Source organism: Pseudosporangium ferrugineum, assembly GCF_003002065.1.
In the GTDB taxonomy this organism is placed as follows: Bacteria; Actinomycetota; Actinomycetes; order Mycobacteriales; family Micromonosporaceae; genus Actinoplanes; species Actinoplanes ferrugineus_A.
Map to the genome: position 1 here is coordinate 48232 of NZ_PVZG01000004.1, position 21262 is coordinate 69493.

General features: G+C 73.7%; 19 protein-coding genes and 1 pseudogene. 9 read left to right on the forward strand and 11 right to left on the reverse strand.

The features are described from left to right. Positions 1 to 182: 182 nt before the first annotated feature. A pseudogene (locus tag CLV70_RS42095) lies at positions 183 to 1340 on the reverse strand (BTAD domain-containing putative transcriptional regulator); the annotation flags it as partial. Between CLV70_RS42095 and CLV70_RS09885 the strand changes: the two are divergent. From CLV70_RS09885 to CLV70_RS09910, 6 genes are all read left to right on the forward strand, one after another. Beyond that, a complete protein-coding gene (locus CLV70_RS09885; protein ID WP_106126128.1) occupies positions 1256 to 2593 on the forward strand; it encodes an FG-GAP-like repeat-containing protein in 1338 nt (445 codons plus the stop codon). The pseudogene CLV70_RS42095 and the gene CLV70_RS09885 sit on opposite strands and share 85 nt — an antisense overlap. A gap of 4 nt (positions 2594 to 2597) precedes the next feature. Beyond that, positions 2598 to 3521, forward strand: a complete 924-nt coding sequence (locus CLV70_RS09890; protein WP_106126129.1) for a hypothetical protein — start codon at positions 2598 to 2600, stop codon at positions 3519 to 3521. 141 nt (positions 3522 to 3662) lie between these two features. After that, positions 3663 to 5129, forward strand: coding sequence for a cytochrome P450 (locus CLV70_RS09895; protein ID WP_106126130.1), 1467 nt, complete (start codon positions 3663 to 3665; stop codon positions 5127 to 5129). Next, on the forward strand, positions 5126 to 6472 hold the full coding sequence (locus tag CLV70_RS09900) for a carotenoid oxygenase family protein (protein ID WP_158277738.1): 1347 nt from the start codon (positions 5126 to 5128) through the stop codon (positions 6470 to 6472). Before CLV70_RS09895 ends, CLV70_RS09900 begins: the two co-directional genes overlap by 4 nt. Then, positions 6469 to 6915 (forward strand): acyl carrier protein, encoded by a 447-nt coding sequence (locus tag CLV70_RS09905; protein WP_106126132.1) that lies wholly within the window; start codon positions 6469 to 6471, stop codon positions 6913 to 6915. Before CLV70_RS09900 ends, CLV70_RS09905 begins: the two co-directional genes overlap by 4 nt. Continuing rightward, positions 6912 to 7238 carry a cytochrome P450 gene (locus tag CLV70_RS09910; protein WP_106126133.1) on the forward strand — a complete coding sequence of 109 codons (327 nt, stop codon included), beginning with the start codon at positions 6912 to 6914 and terminating at the stop codon, positions 7236 to 7238. The genes CLV70_RS09905 and CLV70_RS09910 overlap by 4 nt, the downstream gene beginning before the upstream one ends. Before the next feature lie 52 nt (positions 7239 to 7290). Here CLV70_RS09910 and CLV70_RS09915 read toward each other — a convergent pair whose 3' ends face one another. From CLV70_RS09915 to CLV70_RS09925, 3 genes are all read right to left on the reverse strand, one after another. Beyond that, positions 7291 to 10572: a S8 family peptidase gene (locus CLV70_RS09915; RefSeq protein ID WP_106126134.1), complete on the reverse strand. Its 3282-nt coding sequence runs from the start codon at positions 10570 to 10572 to the stop codon at positions 7291 to 7293. A gap of 213 nt (positions 10573 to 10785) precedes the next feature. After that, complete coding sequence (locus CLV70_RS09920; protein WP_106126135.1) at positions 10786 to 11202, reverse strand: hypothetical protein; 417 nt, start codon at positions 11200 to 11202, stop codon at positions 10786 to 10788. A 153-nt stretch (positions 11203 to 11355) separates the two neighbouring features. Next, on the reverse strand, positions 11356 to 12081 hold the full coding sequence (locus tag CLV70_RS09925) for an SDR family NAD(P)-dependent oxidoreductase (RefSeq protein ID WP_106126136.1): 726 nt from the start codon (positions 12079 to 12081) through the stop codon (positions 11356 to 11358). Positions 12082 to 12185: 104 nt separating this feature from the next. Between CLV70_RS09925 and CLV70_RS09930 the strand changes: the two genes are divergently transcribed. Then, complete coding sequence (locus tag CLV70_RS09930) at positions 12186 to 13142, forward strand: helix-turn-helix domain-containing protein (RefSeq protein ID WP_106126137.1); 957 nt, start codon at positions 12186 to 12188, stop codon at positions 13140 to 13142. Positions 13143 to 13730: 588 nt separating this feature from the next. Here the strand turns inward: CLV70_RS09930 and CLV70_RS09935 are convergent. The 3 genes from CLV70_RS09935 to CLV70_RS09945 form a co-directional block, all read right to left on the reverse strand. Continuing rightward, on the reverse strand, positions 13731 to 14927 hold the full coding sequence (locus CLV70_RS09935) for an outer membrane protein assembly factor BamB family protein (protein WP_106126138.1): 1197 nt from the start codon (positions 14925 to 14927) through the stop codon (positions 13731 to 13733). Positions 14928 to 15219: 292 nt separating this feature from the next. Further along, entirely contained in the window at positions 15220 to 15618 is a 399-nt protein-coding gene (locus CLV70_RS09940; RefSeq protein ID WP_146164016.1) for a hypothetical protein, read from the reverse strand. 88 nt (positions 15619 to 15706) lie between these two features. Next, complete coding sequence (locus tag CLV70_RS09945; protein WP_106126140.1) at positions 15707 to 16060, reverse strand: nuclear transport factor 2 family protein; 354 nt, start codon at positions 16058 to 16060, stop codon at positions 15707 to 15709. Positions 16061 to 16275: 215 nt separating this feature from the next. On the opposite strand from CLV70_RS09945, the gene CLV70_RS39645 reads away from it, so the two are divergent. Together CLV70_RS39645 and CLV70_RS09955 are read left to right on the forward strand one after the other, a co-directional pair. Further along, positions 16276 to 16728, forward strand: a complete 453-nt coding sequence (locus CLV70_RS39645; RefSeq protein WP_245908180.1) for a hypothetical protein — start codon at positions 16276 to 16278, stop codon at positions 16726 to 16728. A 43-nt stretch (positions 16729 to 16771) separates the two neighbouring features. After that, on the forward strand, positions 16772 to 17956 hold the full coding sequence (locus CLV70_RS09955) for a thiolase family protein (RefSeq protein ID WP_106126141.1): 1185 nt from the start codon (positions 16772 to 16774) through the stop codon (positions 17954 to 17956). Here CLV70_RS09955 and CLV70_RS09960 read toward each other — a convergent pair. From CLV70_RS09960 to CLV70_RS09975, 4 genes are read right to left on the reverse strand one after another with little or no spacing between them, the layout of a single operon-like run. After that, on the reverse strand, positions 17931 to 18872 hold the full coding sequence (locus tag CLV70_RS09960) for a 3-oxoacyl-ACP synthase III family protein (RefSeq protein ID WP_106126142.1): 942 nt from the start codon (positions 18870 to 18872) through the stop codon (positions 17931 to 17933). The genes CLV70_RS09955 and CLV70_RS09960 overlap by 26 nt on opposite strands. After that, positions 18872 to 19711, reverse strand: a complete 840-nt coding sequence (gene fabI / locus CLV70_RS09965; RefSeq protein ID WP_106126143.1) for an enoyl-ACP reductase FabI — start codon at positions 19709 to 19711, stop codon at positions 18872 to 18874. The genes CLV70_RS09960 and fabI overlap by 1 nt, the downstream gene beginning before the upstream one ends. Further along, positions 19708 to 20910, reverse strand: coding sequence for a beta-ketoacyl-[acyl-carrier-protein] synthase family protein (locus CLV70_RS09970; protein WP_106126144.1), 1203 nt, complete (start codon positions 20908 to 20910; stop codon positions 19708 to 19710). The genes fabI and CLV70_RS09970 overlap by 4 nt, the downstream gene beginning before the upstream one ends. Next, positions 20907 to 21161: an acyl carrier protein gene (locus CLV70_RS09975; protein WP_106126145.1), complete on the reverse strand. Its 255-nt coding sequence runs from the start codon at positions 21159 to 21161 to the stop codon at positions 20907 to 20909. Before CLV70_RS09975 ends, CLV70_RS09970 begins: the two co-directional genes overlap by 4 nt. Positions 21162 to 21262: the final 101 nt, after the last annotated feature.

Here is a 21262-nt window from a genome sequence, read left to right on the forward strand (position 1 = left end):
AGCGCCCGTTCGACCCGGTGCAGTTCCTCCTCGCGGCCGGTGAAGTCGAGCGGCGGCGCGGGCGCCTGCCAGGGCCGGGCGGGGCCGGCGCTGACCCGCTCCCGCGGCGTCCACCGGCCGGTGAGGACCTGCTGCCGCGCCTCGGCGAGCTCCGGGCCGGGGTCGATGCCCAGCTCGTCGGCGAGCCGCCGGCGCACGCTGTCGTACGCCTCGAGCGCGGCGGCCTGCTGCCCCGAGCCGGCGAGCGCGACCACCAGCTGGGCGTGCAACGACTCGTGCCAGGGGTGCCGGGCCGCGAGCGGGCGCAGCCGCGGCAGCACGTGTGACGCCCGGCGCAGCGTCCGGCTGAGCCGCGCCAGCCGGATCGTCGCCTCGACGCGCTCGTCGGCCAGCGCGGTGACCAGCGGATCGTCGTCCAGTTCGGGCACGTCCTCGACGGCCTGGTCGCCGCGCCACCGGTCCAGGGCGTCGTCGAGCAGGTCGAAGGCGCGCTGCGGGGCCAGGCCGGGCAGGCGGGCCTCGGCCAGCCGCGCCCGGTACGCCACCAGGTCCAGCTGCTCCTCGCCGACCCGCAGCCGGTAGCCGCCCGGCACGAGTTCGGGGCGCGCCTGCGGGCTGAGCACCCGGCGCAGCCGGCTGACGTGGGTCTGCACCACGTTCGCCGCGGACGGCGGCGCGTCGTCGCCCCACAGCAGCGCGATGAGCTCCTCCGGGCTGACCGGCCGGTCCGGCGTCAGCGCGAGCCGGGCGAGCACGATCCGGTGCCGCCCCGAGCCCAGCGTCACCGGCTCGCCCGCGCGGGTGACGGTGAGCGGGCCCAGCACCCCCAGGTGCACCGGACCGGACGGCGCCTCCGCCCGCCGCGGCCGGCGGTGCGCGAGTTGCTGCAGTTCGGCGCGGTGCCGCGGGCTGAGCCCCAGCACGGTGGCGAGCGCCTGCACCGAGCTCGCCCGGGGCTGGCTGCTGCGGCCCTGTTCCAGGTCGCGGACGGTGCCGACGCCGACGCCGGCCCGCACGGCGAGCTGCTGCTGGGTGAGGCCGAGCCGGACGCGCGCGTCCCGCAACAGCACCCCGATTTCCGATTCCCCGTGATCATCCATGCTGCCGTGACCGCCTTCGACGTAGCCGGGCGGCGTCAGATTAGTACGGATCGAGTACGGGCGTTGTCCCTCCAGCCGGGCGCCAGCCGGGGTTCGCACACTTCCCGTCAGGCGGCGCCGTTCCGGCCGCGTACACCACGGGGAGGACCTCCATAATGCACGCTCGACCCCTTGCCCGCCCGGTACGGCGACTCGCCGCCGGGCTCGTCCTGCCGCTGGCGCTGCTCGCCGGCCCGGCATTGTCCACACCGGCCCTGGCGGCCCCGCAGCCCGCCGCGGCCGGTGACGTGGCGAAGCCGGAGTCGCCCGGCAACCCGCCCCTGCCGTTCTATCCGAACCTGCCCCCGCAGCCGAACCGGAGCGCCCTGGCGGCGGTGAGCACGACGCCGCTCCCGTGCGACAACAACGGCTCGGACCGCAACATGTCGCGGGCGCAGGCGCTGACCCGGGCCCGGAGCTGGCTGAGCGTCGGGATCCCGTACAGCCAGAACCGCTGTTACCGCAACCAGTACGGCGACTACCGCACGGACTGCTCGGGCTTCGTCTCGATGGCGTGGGGCCTCGGCGGCTCGGGCAGCGCCTTCTGGACCGGCAACCTGATGGACCGGGCGTACTCGATCTCCCGTGGCTCGCTGAAGCAGGGCGACGCGCTGCTGCGGCACACCGGCGACCCGGACGAGAACCACGTGGCGCTCTTCGTCCGCTGGGCGGATTCGGCGCACACCCAGCCCGTCGTGATCGAGCAGACCGGCAGCCGCGACACCGTACAGAGCACCTGGTCGCAGTCGTACGCCGGGCAGTACAACCCGATCCGCTACGACAACATCGTCGACGACGAGCGCCCGGCCGCCCCCGCTCTGGCGTACGACCAGGGTGACGGTTCCATGCGCATCTACCGCTGGTCCTCGACCGGTGACGAGTTCGACCGGGCCAGTGACTACGACTCCGGAGCGTTCACCCTCAGCAGCGTCGACGACCGCACAGCCTCCGGCGACGTCGACGGAGACGGCGACAGCGACATCGTCATGGCCTACCAGAACACCGACGGCACCTGGGCGTTGCACGTCTTCCGCAACGGCAACTCCTGGGCCGGCACCTGGTACACCGGCGGAAACATGAACCTCGACCGCGTCGCCGGCCGCCTCGTCCTCGGCGACTACAACGGCGACGGCCGCGCCGAACCCGCCCTCGTCTACGACCAAGGCGACGGCACCATGCGCATCTACCGCTGGACCTCCACCGGCACCACCTTCAACCGCGCCACCGACTACGAATCCGGCGCGTTCTCCCTCGCCAACGTCGACGACCGCGTCGCCGCCGGAGACGTCGACGGCGACGGCAAAGACGACATCGTCATGGCCTACCAAAACGACACCAACAGCTGGACCCTGCACACCTTCCGCAACGGCAGCAGCTGGTCAGGAGTCTGGTACACCGGCGGCACCATGAACCTCGACCGCGTCGACGGCCGCCTCGTTCTCGGCAACTGGTGACCCGATGCGCAATCTGCGGGCCCTCCTCGCCCTGTTCTCCACGCTGGCACTGGCACCGGCGACCGCCGCGATGGCGGACGACCCGCCGGGCGGCCGCCGCAACTTCGTGGTGGCGCTGATGCGCAACGTCGGCACCGAGTCGTTCGTCCGCCTGGCCCAGTACAGCCTGCGGGCCGACGGCACGGTCCGCGCCGACTACTGGGCCTGGAACGCGCAGACCGCGCAGCTGCGGGCCGACGCCGGATACAGCACCGCCGACTGCGCGCGCACCTGCCGGGTGTACACGTCGGAGGGCTTCCAGGACGACCCGGCGAGGATGTTCGGCCGGTGGACCGTCACCGGCAACAACCTCGGCATCACCTGGGACGCGAACGGCGAGGCCGAGCGGTGGACGCTGGCGAACCACGCGGGGGCCAGCCGGGTGTCGCTCGCCAGCCACCCCCGGGCCACCGTCGGGTACGGGTGGGGCAGCACCTTCGGCTTCACCGGCGGCGTGCCGATGCAGACGATCCACGACCTGCACGGGCGCTACGACGGGCCGTACTCGCAGAACGCGTGGGGCGAGCAGACGGCCGGCACCACCACGCTGGTGATCCACGCGAACGACGCCAACGTGCCCGACCGTACGTGCAGCGGCACCTGCCTGAACGAGTCGACGTACAACGGCACGGCGTTGTCGAACAAGGTGTACCTCGCCGGCTCCGGCACCGACCGCAAGGTGTTCTACAACCACCAGCTGGCAGAGGTGGACGCGACACCCTGCATCGGCGGCAACACCGCCGGGTACGCCGGCCACCTGAAGCCGTCGCTGTCGATCATCGACGACGCGGGACGGTTCCGCGGCCTGCTGTCGGTGCAGGCGGTGACGTACAACCAGACCGCGCCGGGGAACATTCTCGGGATCTACGACCAGAACGATCTGGTCTAGAACGGGGGATCTCGTCACCGGCCGCTCACCTGGGGAGCGGCCGGTGACGACGCGTGTGCGACCACGTACGCCGGGGCAGAGTTCGCGGCCCCTACCGGCAACTTCTCGACAATGGACTCCACCGCCGGATTCGATTGATCGATGGCATCGACCGCACATCGCATCCGGGCCATCCAGGCGCTCGGCGCGTTCCGGCGCGACGCCCTCGGGTTGTTCGAGGACGTCGCCCGGGTGCCCGGCGGCATCGCCGTCACCCGGGCCTTCGGCCGTGAGCTGGTCTTCATCACGCACCCCGACCACGTGGTGCACGTGCTGCGGGACAACCACCGCAACTACAGCAAGGACGCGCCCATCTACCGGGTCGCCCGCCCGTTCCTGGGCAACGGCCTGACCGTCTCGCCGGGCGGCGACGATTGGCTGCACCGCCGCCGGCTGGTGCAGCCGGCGTTCTCGCGGGCGGCCCTGACCGGCGCCGCCCGCATCACCGAGGACTGCCTGGCCGACGTGGCCGGGCACTGGACCGCGACGGCCCTCGCAAAGGGCACGGCGGACGCGACCGGCCTCGCAAAGGGCACGGTGGACGCGACCGGCCTCGCAAAGGGCACGGTGGACGCGACCGGCCTCGCAAAGGGCACGGTGGACGCGACCGGCCTCGCCGAGGGCACGGTGGACGCGACCGGCCTCGCCGAGGGCACGGTGGACGCGACCGCCGAGATGGCGACCCTGTCGATGCGCCTGGCGTGCCGCATCCTGTTCGGCGCGGAGCTGGACGAGCGGACCGCCGAGGTGGCGGCCGACCTGCGGCTCGTCTGCGACCACGTGGCGGCGTTCCTGGCCCGGCCGTTCCCGCCGCTGGTCGTGCCGACCCCGGCCGACCGCCGCTTCCGGGCCGCCATGCGCCGGATCCGCGCGACGATCGCCGCCCTGGTCGCGGAGCCGCGGACCGAGCTGATCGCCGGGCTGGTCGCGGACGGGGAGTCCGGCGGCTCCACCCGCGAGCAGGTCGCCGACGAACTGCTCGGGCTGTTCTTCGCCGGGCACGAGACGCAGGGGCACACGCTCGCCTGGTGCTGGCAGCTGCTCGCCACCCATCCCGCCGCGCAGGCCACGCTGCACGACGAGCTGGAGGCCGTCCTCGGCGGGCGGCCTCCGGCGCTCGAGGACCTGCCGTCGCTGCCGTACACGCGCCAGGTGGTCGACGAGGCCATGCGGCTCTACCCGGTCGTGTGGATCATGATGCGGCGGGCGATCGGGGCGGACACGATCGGCGGTCACCCCATCGCCGCGGGGTCCCTGGTCGCGTGGAGCCCGTACGCCGGCAACCGCCACCCCGACGTCTGGAAGCGGCCCGGCGACTTCTGGCCCGGACGCTTCGACGACCCCGGCGGCACCGGGGCCGCGTACCACCGGCACTCGCTGGCGCCGTTCGGGATCGGCCCCCGGTCCTGTCCCGGGTCGAACCTCGCCCTGAACCAGGCCTGCCTGACGATCGCCACGCTCGCCCAGCGCTGCCGGGTGGCGCCGGTGCACGACGGTCCCGTGGGTGCCGACCCGTCGCTCACCCTGCGCCCCGCCGAGGCCCTGCGACTGCGTCTGACCTCCTGGTGAACCGCTATCTGACCGGGGCGTTCGCCCCCCTCGACCGGGAGAGCACCGAATACGCGCTGCCGGTCGAGGGGCGCCTGCCGGACGAGCTGGACGGTCTGTTCACCCAGATCGGCCCGGCGCCGGCGGGCCGGCCGCGCCGGGCCCTCGACCGCACGTACCCGTGGTTCATGCAGGACGGCATGGTCAGCGGGGTGCGGCTGCGGCAGGGCGAGGCGGTCTGGTTCCGCAATCGATGGGTACGCTCCCGGCGCGCCGCCCGCGCGCTGGGCGAACCGCCCGCCCCGGGGCCCCGGCACTTCCCCATCGACACGGTCAACACCAACGTGGTCGCGCACCACGGGGTGCTGCTGGCCCTGGTCGAGTCGGGCTGCCTGCCGGTGCAGCTCACCGAGACGCTGGACTCGGTGCGGTACACCGACCTCGGCGGGCAGCTACCCCGCGGCTTCGCGGCGCATCCGAAGGTCGACCCGGCGACCGGTGAGTTGCACGCGCTGGCGTACTCGCCGCTGCGGCGCTGGGCCGAACACGTGGTGGTGTCCCCCGCCGGCCGGGTGATCCGCAACGACCGCGTCGACCTCGGCGGCCGGCCGCTGCTGCACGACATCGCGCTCACGCCGCGGCACGTCGTCTTCCTCGACCTGCCGGTGCGGTTCGATCTGCGGCGCGGGATGGCGGGCCGGTTCCCGTACCACTGGAGCGACCGGCACCAGGCCCGCATCGGGATGCTCCCCCGGTCCGGCGGGCCGGTGCGCTGGATCGCCATCGACCCCGGCTTCGTCTACCACCTGGTCGGCGCCGAGGAGGCCGCGGACGGCGGCCTCCTCGTCCGCGGGCTGCGATACGAGCGGCTCTTCGACGACCGCGCCGCCGATCCGCTCGGCCGGCCGGCGACGTTGTGGGAATGGCATGCCGCCGCAGGGGCCGGACACGCCACCGCCCGACCCCTGCACGACCGTGCGCACGAGCTGCCCCGGTCCGATCCGCGCCTGACCGGCCGGCCACACCGGTACTACTACGCCGTCGCCGGGGACACGGCCGGCGGCGACCGGTCGGGCCTGCTCCGGTTCGACCTGCACCACTGCGAGGCCGAGATCCACGACCTCGACCCCGGCGTCATCTCCGGCGAGCTGGTGTTCGTGCCCCGGACCGCGGACGGGCCGGAGACGGACGGCTGGCTGCTGCACTTCCGCACCGACCTGGCCGCCGGCGCGACCGCCCTGGTCGTACGGGAGGCGGCCGACCTGGCGGGCGATCCCGTCGCCGTCGTCGACCTGCCGGTCCGGGTGCCGGCCGGGGCGCACAGCAGCTGGATCGCGGCCCACGAATGGCGGGACCTGAGGTGACCGCCGCGGACCTGCCGGACGTCATCCTGACGACCCTGGCACCCGAGGACCGGTACGCGTACCTGGTCGGGCTGGTCCGCGTGGAGACCGCGATCCTGATCGGACGCACCGACCCGGGCGTCGTCCTCGCCGGGACCGCCTTCGCCGACCTGGGGCTCACCTCCGTGCAGGCGGCCGTCCTGCCCCGCCGGCTGGCCCGGCTCACCGGCATCCCGCTGCCCGCCGGCCTCGTCGCCGACCACCCGACCCCGGCCGCGGCCGCGGCCCTGATCCACGACGAACTGTTCGGCGACCCGCTGCCCGATCTGCTCGCCACGATCGACGCACTCCGGTCCGCGGCCGGGCGGCTCGGCGCGGGCGGGCGGGGCCGGCTCGTCGCGCGCCTGCACGACCTGCTCACCGACCTCGACGACACCCGGCACGGTCCGCGGGAGGCGACATGAGCACGTTCGGCACCTTCGTCCGGCTGACCCGCGGCATCAACCGGCGGCGGTGGCGCCTGGCCGCCGACGGCGCCAACCGTGACCCGGCGGCGTTCCCCGCACCCGCCACCTTCGACCCGGGCCGTACGGCCACCACCGCGCATCTCGCCTTCGGCGGCGGCATCCACTACTGCGTCGGGCATCCGCTGGCCCGTACGGAAGCCACCATCGCGGTCCGCAGACTCGCCGAGCACCTGCCCCGGCTGCGTCTCGCGGGACGTACCCGGCGCCGGCCGTCCGGAATGATCCGCGGCCTGACCCGGCTGCCGGTCGATTCCCGGTAAGCGCGCCCGGCAGGGCGGGCGCGGCACGAGGCCGCACCCGCCCCACGGTGCGTCAGCGGATCGCGTACGCCCGGATCACGGTGACCGTCACGGTGTTGCCCGCGGTGTCGGTCGCGCGGAGCCGGAGCGAGACGAAGCCGGACGACGGGTTGGTGACCCGCAGCGAACGCCGGTCGCCGGTGCCGCTCACGGCGGCCGGCCGCCACGTGGCCCCGTCGTCGGCCGAGAACTCGGCGGTCAGCGTACGGTTGCCGGGTGCGGTCGAGCCGACGGGCCGGACCACCGTGAGCGGCACGGTGAAGGGTCCCGCCGCGGCGGCGTTGGCGCTGTCGAGCTCGGGACTCATCAGCACGGTGGACAGCGGCAACCGGGTCTCGCCGTTCGCCGAGGAGAACGTCCACGCCGCCTCGACCCTGGTGCTCAGCCGCAGCGGCGCGGACCGGGTGGCCGACATCTCCAGCCGGTACTGCTTGCGCCCGGCCGGTACCTCGAAGGTGCCGCTGCCGGTCTGCGTCTCGCCGATGAGCGCGTCCCCGGCGTACAGGGCGGTCCGGGCGGTGTCCGTGCGCGACCGCATTCCCCAGCGTCCGGTGCCCTCGCCGAACAGCGGCATCCCGGCCGTGATCCGGTCGCCCTCGCGGGTGACGGGCTCCTCCGAGTCCGTGGGCGCGAAGACGGCGCGGTTCCAGTCCTGGCGGGAAACGCTGCCGGGCTCGAGGCGTACGGCCGGCCCGCCGGTCTGGGTGAGCCGCTCCGGGCCGGCTTCCGGGTCGAGCTCGGCCTCCACGTCGAAGGTGGGCCGCCACCGCACGCCGCCGTCGGCGTTGAGATACTCGGTCCGTTCGAACGGCAGCGTGAACGGCAGCGAGGCGGTCCAGCCCTCGACCGTGCCGACGACCGGCCAGTTGTACTTCACCCCGGTGCTGGCGCCGTCGGCCGCGCGGGCGTACCGGGCCTTCACCGTGGCGAGTTCGGACGGGGAGATCTTCTTGGTGAACCCGGTGAAGAACGACTTCTCCCGGGTGTACGACGTCTCGTACGTGTACGGGCTGTCCCGGAAGCCCTCCTCGTCGTTCTTCCACCTGGCGAACACGCTGCTGATCGCGCTCTGGAAGCCGTCGAGCCCGCCCTTCGGCCCGACCTGCGCGACGAACAGGTCCCCGGGGACCGTTGACTCCGCCGAGGCTCCGGCCAGCCCGCGGTCGCTCCGCCAGTACGCGTTCACCATGGCGAAGGCCTGCCGGGCGTCCTTGCGCGGCGGCGTGATGGAGATCGGCTTGCCCTGCCGCGCGTCCAGGGTCGTCGTCCCGCCGGCGCCGACCACGAACCGCGGCTGCACCAGGAAGGTGGTGCCGTTGTCGTCGTAGACGTTGCCGAGCAGGCCGTACGAGCCCTTCGGCAGCCGCACCGTCTCCTCCGGCAGGGCGCCGCTGAGCGTGTACGTGTTCGGCACGTCCAGTCCGATCAGGAACGTGACGTAGTTCTCGCTCGCCCGGCCGCCCCGGTCAAGGTGGCGGAACGTGACGTCGTAGCTCTCGACCTCGCGCTGGACCACGATCGGCGCCTCGATGCGGACGTCGCCGGCGGCGGTGGCGACCACGCGGGCGCCGATGTCCCCGTCCGTGCCCGCGCCGCGGGTGTCCGCGGTGACGGTCGTCGACGCGGTGCCGCCGGCGGGCACGGTGAGGCGGGTCGCGGCGAGAGTGAACGTGCCCGCGTCGTCCTCCACCGCGAGCGTCAGGTCGACGGGCGCCGTTCCCCCGTTGCGGTACGTCAGGGTCCGGGTGACCGGGGTGTCGTCGTCGTGCGGCCACTGCTGGAAGCCGAAGTTGAGGCTGCCCTCGTCCGCCGAGACCGTCTGCCGCACCGCGCGCGCCACGTCGAGGCGGCCCGCGCCCTGGCCGTAGACGTCCGCGCCGGCGATCGGCTCCGCGGCGCCCATGAGCAGCGTCTTGCGCTGCCGGGGCGTCCAGCCGGGGTGCTGCTGGACGACGATCGCCGCCGCGCCGGCCACGTGCGGGGTGGCCATGGACGTGCCGTTCATGCTCGTGTAGCCGGTCGGCGCCGGATCGCCCTCGTCACCCTTGGCCGCCTTCGCCGCCACGATGTTCACGCCGGGCGCGACGATGTCCGGCTTGATCCCGCCGTCGCCGGCCCGGGGGCCGCGGCTCGAGAACAGGGCGAGCTTGTCCGCGTCGTCGACCGCGCCGACGGCCAGCGCCGCATCCGCGCTCGCCGGCGAGCCGACCGTGCCGCGCCCCTGGCCGCCCTGGTTGCCCGCGGCCACGACGAACAGGGTGCCGTGCTCGGCCGTGAGCCGCTCGACGGCCTCCTCCAGCGCGTCGGTCCCGGCGTCGTCGGGGTAGGTGAGGCTCATGTTGACCACCGGGGCCCGCGGGGCCGCCCACTCCATGCCGGCGAGAATGGCCGACTCGGGGCACCAGCCGTGCTCGCAGACCTTGCCGCTGACCAGCTTCGCGCCCGGCGCCACCCCCCGGAACTTCCCGCCGGACACGGCACCGCTGCCGGCGATGGTCGAGGCGACGTGCGTACCGTGCCCGTCGACGTCGTCGGCACCGGCGTCGGGCACGAAGTTCTCGCTCGCCACGACCTTGCCTTCGAGGTCGGGATGCCCGCCGTCCACACCGGAGTCGAGCACCGCCACCGTCACGCCGGTGCCGTCGAGCCCCTGCTGCCAGGCGGTCGGCGCGCCGACCTGCGGCACGCTGACGTCCAGGGTGGTCCGGCGCTTGCCGTCCAGGTAGATCTTCTCGATGCCGGCCCGCAGCGCCGTGCCGTTCCCGCTGGTCAGCGACTTCCACAGGTCGGCCCGCTCGGCGCGCGGCCCGCGCACCGCGAGCAGGTCCAGGCCCGGGAGGTGGCGACCCAGGCGGGCCGTCGCCCTGACTGCCGCCCGCGCGGTCCCGGGTCCCTTGTGCTGACCGCCGTCCGGGTACGCCAGGAGCAGCGGAAGATCCTTGCCGCCGGTGTACCCGAACTCGGCGAGCGTCGTGACGTCGAACAGGCGCTGGTCGAGCTTGCCCTTGCGCAGCAACGGCAGCGCGTCGGCCGGGACCACGTGCCGGTGCCCCTCGCTGGTCCAGCTCATGAACCGCACGCCGGCGCGGCCGGGTCCCCGCTCGACGGCCGTACCCCGCTCGGACACGATCACCCGGTCACCGGTGATCAGCGTGACGGTGGTCGGCCGGTCGGCCCGCTGATCCCCCACCAGCACGGGAACCTGCGCCGCGTCGCCCGTGTGCGGCAGCGCCGCGGCGAACGCGAGAGCGGTCCCGCCGGCGAGCGCGACGGCCAGCAGTCTTCGTAAGTGCATCGAACGACCCTTCAGGAGGCGATGGAGCCGAAGCTCATCTCGGCGATCCCGGGCGGTCCCGGTCTCGCTCCACACCTCCCTTACGCATCAGCCTCCCGATCCATTTACCTCCGGCACTGTCTTACTCTCGGCGCTGCCTCTCCACCCGGCGCTGCCTCCGTTCCCGGGCACCTCGCGGCCGTGGCTCGGTGCCCGGGGACGGGAGACCCTGGATCAGGCGTTCTCGTGCCAGGGGTTGGCGAAGCTGCCGACGAGGCCGCGCACCGCGACCGGGCGTCCGGCGTCGGCCGGCGCGCCGGCGGGAGTGGTGACCGCGCAGCCGAACTGCGGAACGACCCGCTGCTGGACGTACCCCGACTCGAACTTCAGCTCGATGCGCACGTCACCGGCCTCGCCGCCGTAGCAGGCGATGGCGTTGCCGGTCTCCCAGTTGATGCTCAGAGTGCTGCGCTCCACGCCGTTCTGGTCGACAATCGGCCACGGCCCACTGTCGGCGAAGTTGACGGCACCGGCGCCGGCAACCTGGACGGCGGGTGCGGACGCCTGGGCGGCACCGGCCGACAGGGTCAGAGCGCCGGCGAACGCCGCCGCGGTGGCCAGGCCGAGAGTGATGGTCCTGCGCAGATACATCCTTGCTCCTTGCTGCTCGGGAACTTGTCGATCTCGACTCTAAGCAGCAAAAAAGAACAAGAATTGCCAATAACGAACGCAACGACGCATAACAGTGCGACCTGCGTCACGCTCAATGAGCCCCCGGTCACACTTGGTATCCAGGGGTGCCCCTCACTCCGTCCGGAACTTCTCCGCCAGGCCCCTCTCCAGGTACTCCTCCGGCAGGTCGTGGATGACCACCTCGGCCTCGGCGCGCTCGCTGTGCAGCCGCCAGTAGGCGTCGGCGATCGCGTCCGGCTGGGAGGCGGGCCCGCCCTCACCGATGTACGCGGCGATGGCCACATGCACGGCGTGGACACCGGTGCCCGCCAGGTCGGCGTGCAGGTTGAGGATCCAGTTCCGCAGGCCCGCCGTGGCCACCTGGATGTTCGCCACGTGCGGAACGATCAGCGGGCCCGACCCGGCGCCGCTGGTGACCAGGACGGTGCCGGCGCCGCGTCGCAGCATTCCGGGCAGCACGTGCCGGACGGCCGCCACGCCGCCGAGCAGATACAGGTCCAGCTGGGCCAGCACCGCGTCGACGGTCAGCTCGGCGGCCCTGACGATCGGCGCCCGCACCAGGTCGGCCGGGGTCGACGCGGGCGAGTACTCGAGCACATCGATCGGCCCCAGCCGGTCCTCGGCGGCGGCCAGCGCGGCGTACAGGGCGGGACGGTCGGTCACGTCGGCGGGAAACACCCCGACCCGCGTACCGTTCTCCGCGACGTCCCGGGCGACCGACTCCAGCGTCTCCCGCGTACGGGCGATCAGGGCGACGTCGAACCCCTCGGCGGCGAACCGCCTGCCTATCGCACGTCCCAGCTGCGGACCCGCCCCGACGATGGCTATCGTGCTCAATTTCCCACCTCATGATCGATTGACCTCGGCAGGGACCATAGAACGATCGCCGGCGCGGAGGCTCGGATCCGCGCGCCAACCGGGAAGGGACGATCGCGACACCGATGAACGGCACCTTCACCGGCGCTGACGCCTACGGCGACTTCGCCCGGACCTGGGAGACACGGATCGGACGGCCGTTCCCGCTGGCACCGCTGAGCCCGGCGACCATCGCGGCCTTCCGGGCCCGATCGCACGGCTTCCGCATCCGGGACGTGATGGTCAACGGCTTCACCACCGAAGCGGCGCTCCGGACGACGGGCACGACCGTAGGATCGGACGATCACGTACGCCTCTGGATCGTACGCCGGGGAGCCTGGCACCTCGGCGACCGCCGCGGCACCGAGCACCCGGCACCGGCCGGCCGCTTCATGGCCCAGGCGGGCCGGCTCTCCCACTTCACCGCGGCGCCCCACACCACCGCGCAGGTGGTGGTCCTGCCCGCCGCGGCCGTCCCCCACCCCCGCGACCGGATGTCCTCGGGCCCGGCCACCGCCGCCGAGCTACGCCTCCTGACCGCCCACGCCGACATGATCCGCCGTACGCTCGACAACCTCGGCCCGGCCGGCCTCGACGCGGCCCGCGACACCCTGATCGAACTGGCCAGGGCGGCCATCCAGGGCACCGTCGACGAGACCGAACCCCGCCTCGCCCCGGCCCTCGCCCACGCGGCCCGCGCCCTGGCCGACCGCCGGCTCACCGACCCCACCCTCTCCCCCACCACCCTGGCCCGCCACCTGCACGTCTCACTCCGCACCCTCCAACGGGCCTTCGCCGCCGACGGCCTCTCGGTGAGCGCCTACATCCGCGACCGCCGCCTCGACGAGGCCCGCCGAGCCCTCACCACCCCGGGCCGCCCGACCACAATCGCGGAGATAGCCGCCCGCTGGCAGTTCGCCGACAGCGGCCACTTCGCCCGCGCCTTCCGCCGCCGCCACGGCCAGAACCCCACGGACTACGCCGCCTCCGCCACCCGCGAGCTCCCACCACCCCGCCCCGCACCCGAATCGCACGGCCCGTAGTCCACCGCCCGGCCACCGAACCCACCCAGCCGACCCGAAGGACCAGCCACCGCAAAGACAGCAGCCCCGGCCCGGCGCCAAGCACCGGCGCAGACCGCCCACCCGCACCAGCGTTAAGCGACGAACCGCAAACAGCGCCGGCGCTCCGCGAACGGAAGTCGAGCGGCCGCAACGCGGGCGGGAACCGGCAAGCGGCCGACAGCGCCGGCACGCGAGAGTGCAGACGCCCAGGCGAGCGTGCTCACGGGCGGAGGCGGCGCGGGCGGACGTGCGGTGCGGTGCGGTGGAGAAGGAAAACCGTCGGCACAGGCACGACGCACGTGCGCCCAGCCGAGTCCAACGCGCCCGCCCGCGCCCGACCGGATCCAGCCGGATCCAACCGGGCCCGGCCAGGTCCGAACCGGGACCGACCGGGTCCAACCGGGCCCGGCCAGGTCCGGACCGGGTCCGCACGGGCAAGTCCCGCGCGGCGCCGACCGCGGATGCTGCGTTGCGATGGTCGAGGTGGGTGGGTGGCGGGTGGGCCGGCGCCTTGGCGAGTCGCGGTGGTGCGAGTCGGGTGGGGTGCCGGCCCGCCCGCCGGGTTTGTCAGCGGCCGTAGGCCACCAGGCGGCCCGTTGCCGGTACCAGGAGGACGCCCTGGGCCGCTGCCAGGCCGGTCAGGGGGGAGGAGACGTTCTGCTCGTCCGGCGGGGTGATCTCGGCGCCCGTGTCGGCTGACCAGACGGACCGGCCCGTGGCCGGGTCGACCGCGTAGATGGTGCCGCTCTGGGAGCCGACGTAGATGTAGCCGTTGACGACGATCGGGGCGCTGCGGAGTTGGGCGCCGTCGCCGGTGAAGGTCCAGATGGGCGTGTCGGGGGTGGCGGCGTCCGCGGCGCGCAGGGTGCCGCCGCTGACGAAGTAGCCTGTGCGGCCCGCGAAGGCCGGCGCGGGCATGCTCCACGAGCCGAAGCGGTTCTTCACCTCGCCGGTGTTGAGGTCCAGCACCGGCAGCGGGCCGTCGAAGGTCTCGCGGACCCACAGGCCGCCCGCCGCGACGACCGGCGTCTTGCCGCCGCCGCCCGAGCAGCCGGTGGAGTGGACCCAGCGGGTGGTTCCGGTCGCCGGGTCGAACTTGTACGACTGCTCGCACGCGTACGAGACGTAGACGCCGTTGGAGGTGACCGCCGGTGAGCTGTTGTCGCCGTTCGCCACGGGGGCGGTCCAGACGACCGCGCCGGTCGCGGCGTTCACCGCATACACGGTGCCGCCGGAGCCCGCGCCGCCGGTGTAGACCATGCCGGCGCGGTACGTCGGCGCGGAGCTGAACGACCACTGGCCGGGCAGGTCGGTCTGCCACAGTTGCCGGCCGTTGCGGATGGCGAACGCCGTCAGCCGGCCGTCGCCGTTGACGGCGTAGACGCGCCCGTCGCCGAGGGTCAGCGCGGACCAGAAATACGTGCCGCCGAGCTCGATCGGGCCCCACACGTCCTTGCCCGTGCGGGTGTCGATCGCGTAGAGCGAGGTGCCGTACTCGTCGCCGGTGCGCACGGTCACGAACGCCTTGTGGTCGGCGATGACCGGGTAGGACACCGCCCGGCCCAGGTCGCGGTGCCACTTCTCGGTCAGCGGCGGCGCGGCCACTCCGGACGGGGAATTCCCGTCGTGCAGGGCGTTGATCTGGTACGCCGAGGCGACGCCGGTGTCCGCCGCAGCCCGGCCGGGCGCGGCGCCGAGGGTCAGCGCGAGTGTCGATGCGGCTGCGGCGGCGACAGCACCGCGCAGCACTTGTCGGAGGTCCATGGTAGAGCTCCTCCCCGTGTGGCATCCGGCCGGACAAGAACCGGATGTCTAACCAGGACTCACTCTAGAAGCGGGGTACGACACTTCGCTGACCCGTGCGGGGCCGGCCCGGAGGATTCCCGTGCCACGAATGCGGCGCCAAGAGAACCACGGCAGCAGCGCCGAGGAAGGGCCACCGAACCGACGCCCAGCAAGGGCCACCGAACCGGCGCCAAGGAGGGGCACGAGAGCAGCGCCGAGGGAGGGCACCGGGGGCGGCGCCAAGGAAGCTACCGCCGGGCCGGCGTACCGATCAGTGGTCTTCGGGGTCGTCGGGCGGGAACGTCGGGAAGGGCGGCGGCGTCACCGACGGGTCGGCCGTCGGGGGCGTGCCCGTGACCGGCGGCTGCGACACCGGGTGCCCGGGTGGCAGCGGGAGGCCGGGATCGCAGTCGGGGTCGGCGGGGTCGCAGGGGTCGTCGCCGCCCGGCGGGAACGGCGGCGGGGTCGGCGCCTCGCCCGAGGGCGGGGCGGGCGGCTCGGCCGGGCCGGACGGGATGGGCTTGTGGGGTGGTTCCGGGAAGCTCGGCTCCGCCGAGACGGCGGGCCCGAGCCCGGGTGTCTCGCCGGCGAAGGCAGGCCAGGCGGCGGCGAGGAGGCCGGTGGTGACGGCCGCCACCACGGACAGGGACAGGGCTTGCTTGCGTCGCATCGTGTTCCCCCGTTGCGGATCACGAGCCGCCGGGAGGCGGCTCGGCGCGAGCAAAGCTAACAGTCGATCTCCGGCGCCGCAGCCCCGTTCAGGTCAGGTACGTCCCGTGCCCGCGCACGACGAGACCGTCGCGGAAGGTGAGGACCTCGTTCACCAGACCCCCGTTCTGGTTGCGGAAGTTGATCACCACGGTGTCGATTCCCGCGTACGTGGCCAGGATCTCGAAACGCAGGTCCGGCATCCGCGCCAGCGCGGTCGTCCAGTAGTCGCGCAGCGCCGCCTTGCCGGAGACCACGCCGCCGGAGCCGGGGATCATCCGCGCCGCCACCGGCGAGGAGAAGGTGACGTCCTCGGCGAAGTGTGCGAGCAGGCTGTCGAGGTCGTGGTTGTTCCAATCGACGAGCCACTTGTCGGCGAACGCGATCGCCTCGTGATTGTCCATGCCGGCATCATGCCAAGCAAGGCCGCGGGCCCGCCAATATCCACCGTGGATCGGCGGCCTTGCCCGGGGTGAGCTCGTATGCGAGTATCGGATTCGAGCAATCCGAGCGGCACACACAGTCGTTTTGCAGCGTCGAATATGCAATGCGAAAACGCGGGGGTAACACTGTGTCCTGGATCCGGCCGACCATTCCCACCTGTCAGAACCTCGACAGATTGACCTCGGAGATCCGGCGTATACCGCCGGGTGCGGATACCTCCCTGGCCGCCCATCTGCCCGAGGGCGACTATTTGTTCCGGGTCCGATTCACGGCGCACGGCGTGCACATCGGCGCGCGGGCGACCTTCCGCGAGGAATGCGGCGCGGGCGGTTCCTGGTGGACGGCGCGCACCCGGCATGCCGGCGCGGCGTCGGGCCCGGATCTGCACGACCGGATCGCCGACGCGATGCTGGACGAGGTGACCGCCCTGCGGGACCGCTTCGACCGGCTCCGGGACCGGGCAGCCGCGCAGAGCGGCGCGGCCAGGCGGGACAGCGCGGCCAGGCGGGACAGCGCGGCCAGGCGGGACAGCGCGGCCAGGCGGGACAGCGCGGCCGGGCAGGGCGGCGCGGCCGGGCAGGGCGGCGCGGCCGCGCAGGGCGGCGCGGCCGGGCGGGGCGGAGGCTGAGCAGCGGTGCAAGCCTCCGACAGGCATCGGCGGGGCGACGTCCGTGCGTGACGCCGTCATCATCGGGGCCGTCCGCACGCCGATCGGGCGCCGGCAGGGTGCGATGTCCCGGCTGCATCCCGTCGACCTGGCCGCCCACGTGCTCGAGGGTCTGCGGGCGCGGGTGGGTTTCGACCCGGCGGACGTGGACGACGTCGTCTGGGGGTGCGTCTCGCAGGTCGGCGAGCAGGCGCTCAACATCGGGCGCAACGCCGTGCTGGCGGCCGGCTGGCCGGAGTCCGTGCCCGCGTACACGGTGGACCGGCAGTGCGGGTCGGGGCAGCAGGCGATCGTGTCGGCCGCCGCCGCGGTGATCTCGGGCCAGGCGGAGCTGGTGGTCGCGGGCGGCGTCGAGGTGATGAGCCGGATCCCGATGGGCTCCTCCGCCGGCGCGGAGCTCGGGCTGCCGTACGGGCCGGCGCTGCGGGAACGGTACGCGGGAACGGAAAGCGCCATTGTCGGGGAACCCATTTTGTTCGATCTGGGTGTCGCGGCGGAGATGATCGCGCGGAAATGGCATGTGAGCCGCGCGGAGATGGACGAATTCGCGTACGGAAGTCATCAGCGTGCGGCCGCGGCGGCCGACGCCGGGGAATTCGACGCGGAGCTGGTGCCGGTTTCCGGGGTGGCGGCGGACGAATGCATCCGGCGCACCACGTCGTTGCGCAAACTCGCGTCGTTGTCGACGCCTTTCCGGGACGGCGGAGTGGTGACCGCCGGCACCGCCTCGCAGAATTCCGACGGCGCCGCCGCCCTGGCCGTGACCACCTCGGCGTGGGCCGCCGCGTACGGTTTCCGGCCGCTGGCCCGCATCCACACGACGGCGGTCGCCGCCAACGATCCAGGCCTGATGCTGACCGCGCCGATCCCCGCGACCGAGAAGGTGTTGCGGCGGTCCGGGCTGGCCCTTGCCGACATCGGCGTCTTCGAGGTCAACGAGGCGTTCGCGTGCGTGCCGCTGGCCTGGCTGGCGGAGACCGGCGCCGACCCCGCGCGGGTCAATCCGCGGGGTGGCGCGATCGCCCTCGGGCATCCGCTGGGGGCGTCGGGGGCGCGCATCGCGACCACCATGCTGCACTACATGCTCGACCGGCGGTGCCGGTACGGCCTGCAGGTGATGTGCGAGGCGGGCGGCCTCTCCAACGCGACCGTCCTGGAGCTGCTCACCGGGCCAGCCGCCAGCTCATGACCCCGGCACCCCAGGTGAGGCCGGAGCCGAACGCCGCCATGCCGAGGAGACCCGCCGGCCGCAGGGTCTGCTCGCGCCGCGCCTGGGCCAGCGCGACCGGGATGGAGGCGGCCGAGGTGTTCGCGACCCGGTCGACGTTCGCGTAGACCCGCTCGGGCGGCAGGTTCAGCCGGGCCGCGACCGCCTGGATGATCCGCGCGTTCGCCTGGTGCGCGATGAACAGGTCGAGGTCCTTGACGTCCTGGCCGCGGGATTCGAGCAGTTGCTCGGCGGCCTGCACCATCAGGTCGACCGCGTGCTCGTAGACCTCGCGTCCCTGCATGCGCAGCAGCCCGTCGGCGCGGTTCGCGTAGAGCAGTTCGCGATGCTCCCCCGCCGACGCCAGCACGAACGACGGTTCCGGCGCGTCCGGCACGTCCGAGACCACGACCGCGCCCGCGGCGTCGCCGAGCAGGATCGCCGTGGCGCGGTCGTCCCGGTCGGTGATCCGCGAGAGGGCGTCGGCGCCGCAGATCAGCACGTGGCGGGCGCGTCCGGTCTCGATCAGCGCGGAGGCATGGTCCAGCGCGTACAGGAAACCGGCGCAGGCGGCCTGGAGGTCGAAGGCGGCGGGCCGGGGCACGCCCAGCCGGTCCGCGACGTCGACGGCGAGGGCCGGCGTCACCCAGTCGGAGGTGATCGTGGCGACAACGACGTGGGTGATGTCGGCGGCGCTCACGCCGGCGTCGGTCAGCGCCGCGTCGCAGGCCCCGGCGGCCAGCCCGCCGAGCGTCTCGTCGCCGCTGAGCCAGTGGCGCTGCCGGATCCCGGTACGCCGGACGATCCACTCGTCGCTCGTGCCGAGCTTCTCGAACGCGTCGTTGGCGATCGCCTGCCGGGGCAGCGCCGCCCCGGTGCCGATGATGGTGGCGGGCATCAGGTCTCCTCGTCGGACGGCGGTGGACGGTCGGCTCCGCCGGGCGGGCGGCCGTCGCGGACGCCCAGCGACACGGCGTGCATCCCGCCGTCGACGTGCAGGATCTCGCCGGTGATCCCGCGGGCCAGGCCGGACAGCAGGAAGAGGACGGCGCCGGCGGCGACCCGGGAGTCGCGCCGGTCCCAGCCCAGCGGCGCCTCCCGTTCCCAGCGCCGGGCCAGGTCGTCGAAGGTGCTGATGGCGCTGCCGGCGATCGTCTCGACCGGGCCGACGGCCACCAGGTTGACGCGGATCCGCGACGAGCCGAGGTAGAGCGCGAGGTAGCGGCTCAGGGACTCGAGGGCGGCCTTGCTCACGCCCATCCAGTCGTAGCCGTACCAGGCGGTCGCGGCGTCGAAGTCCAGCGCGACGATGCTGGCGCCGTCCGGCGACCGGCGCAGCAGGTCGAGCAGGTGGACGGTCAGCGAGTGCAGGGACACGGTGGCCGTGTGGAAGGCCGCGACAGCGCTCCGCGGCGGCGTGGTGAGGAAGTTGCCGCTGTGCGCGTCGGCCGGCGCGGCGGCGATCGCGTGGACGATGCCGTCCAGGCTGGGCCACCGTCCGGCCAGGTCGGCGGCCAGCCGGCGGTAGTCGTCGGCGTTGGTCGCGTCCAGTTCGAGGACCGGAGCCGGCTTCGGCAGTTGCGCGGCGGCGAGCTCGGTGATCCGCCGGGACCGGCCGAATCCCGTCAGGATCACCTCCGCGCCCGCCGATTGCAGGGCGGCCGCGGTGTGCCAGGCGATCGAGTCCTCGTTGAGCACGCCGGTGACCAGGTAGCGCCGGCCGTCGTGCGGGATCATCGGGCCTCCGCCAGGACCAGGGCCGCGTTGTGGCCGCCGAAGCCGAACGAGGTGGAGAGGGCCACGAGCCCGGCCGGGCCGGCCTTGAGGGTGCGTCCCGCACGGATCAGATCGAGGGGGCCCAGGTCCTCGTCCGGGTCGTCGAGCCCGGCCGTCGGCGGGGCGGTGGCGCTCTGCAGGGCGCGTACGGTGGCCACGGCCTCCACCGCCCCCGCCGCACCGAGCAGGTGGCCGAGATACGACTTGCTGGACGACATCGGGGTGCCGGCCAGGTGCTCGCCGAGCACCCGCCGCAGGGCGGTGACCTCGGCCCGGTCGTTGAGCACGGTGCCGGTGCCGTGCGCGTTGATGTAGCCGAGGTCGCCCGGACCGACCGCGGCGTCGGACAGCGCGGCACGCACCGCCGTGGCGGCGCCGGTGGCCTCGGGCTCGGGAGCGGTCAGGTGGTACGCGTCGGACGTCGCACCGTAGCCGAGCACCTCCGCGAGCACCGGAGCCCCTCGTGCCGCGGCGGCCCCGGCCTCCTCGAGCACCAGTACGCCGGCGCCCTCGCCGAGCAGGAACCCGTCCCGGCGCCGGTCGAAGGGCGCGGTACGCCCACTCTCGGAGAGCACGCCCGCGTTGCGGAAGGTGGCGTGGATCAGCGGGGACACGGCGGATTCGGCGCCACCGACCACCACCGCGTCAGCGGCGCCCGCACGCACCAGCCGCAGGCCCGCGCCGATGGACTGGGAGCCGGACGAGCAGGCGGAGGCGAAGCCGGCCGATTCGCCGCGCAGGCCGTACCGCATGGCCACGTGCGCCGCCGCGGCGTTGCCCATGACCATGGCGGTCAGCAGCGGCGACACGTGGCCCGCTCCCCGGGTGGCGAGGACCGCGCTCTGCTCCTCGGTGGTGGTGATGCCGCCGAGCGCGGAGCCGATGATGCAGGCGATGCGGTCGCCCGGGTACGGCAGCCCCGCGCCCCAGCCGGCCTGCCGCACGGCCTCGTCGGCCGCCGCGACGGCGAGCTGGCAGTACCGGTCCGTACGCCGGAGGTCGCGGCGGGACAGCCAGGCCGCGGGGTCGAAGCCGGCGCACCGCCCGACGCCGGTGTCCAGGCCGGTGTCCCCGGCCACGGCCCGCTCGTGCAGGGCCGTCGCGCCGACTCCCAACGGTGTGACAGCCCCGCAGCCGGTCACGACGACCCGTCTTCTCATACCGCTCCGGCCTGCCGGCACACGAGGGCGACCGCGTCGTGCACGGTGTCGACCTTGTCGAAGTCGGCCGCGCGGATGTCCACGCCGAACTCGTTCTTGATCGCCTGGCGCAGCTCGACGACGTCGATCGAGTCGATGTCGAGCTCGTCGAACTTCGCCTGCGCGGTGATCTCCGACCGCTCGACGCCGAACTGCACCAGTGTGTCGGCCACCAGCCTGGTGACGACCTCGCGGTCCACCACTTGCGCCATGCCGTTCCTGCCTCTCGTCCAAGGATGACCGCCGCGCCCGGGCGGCGGAAGCGCCGCGCCCGGCCGGCGGGGGCCGCGCCCTGGCGGCCGGGGGCGCCGCG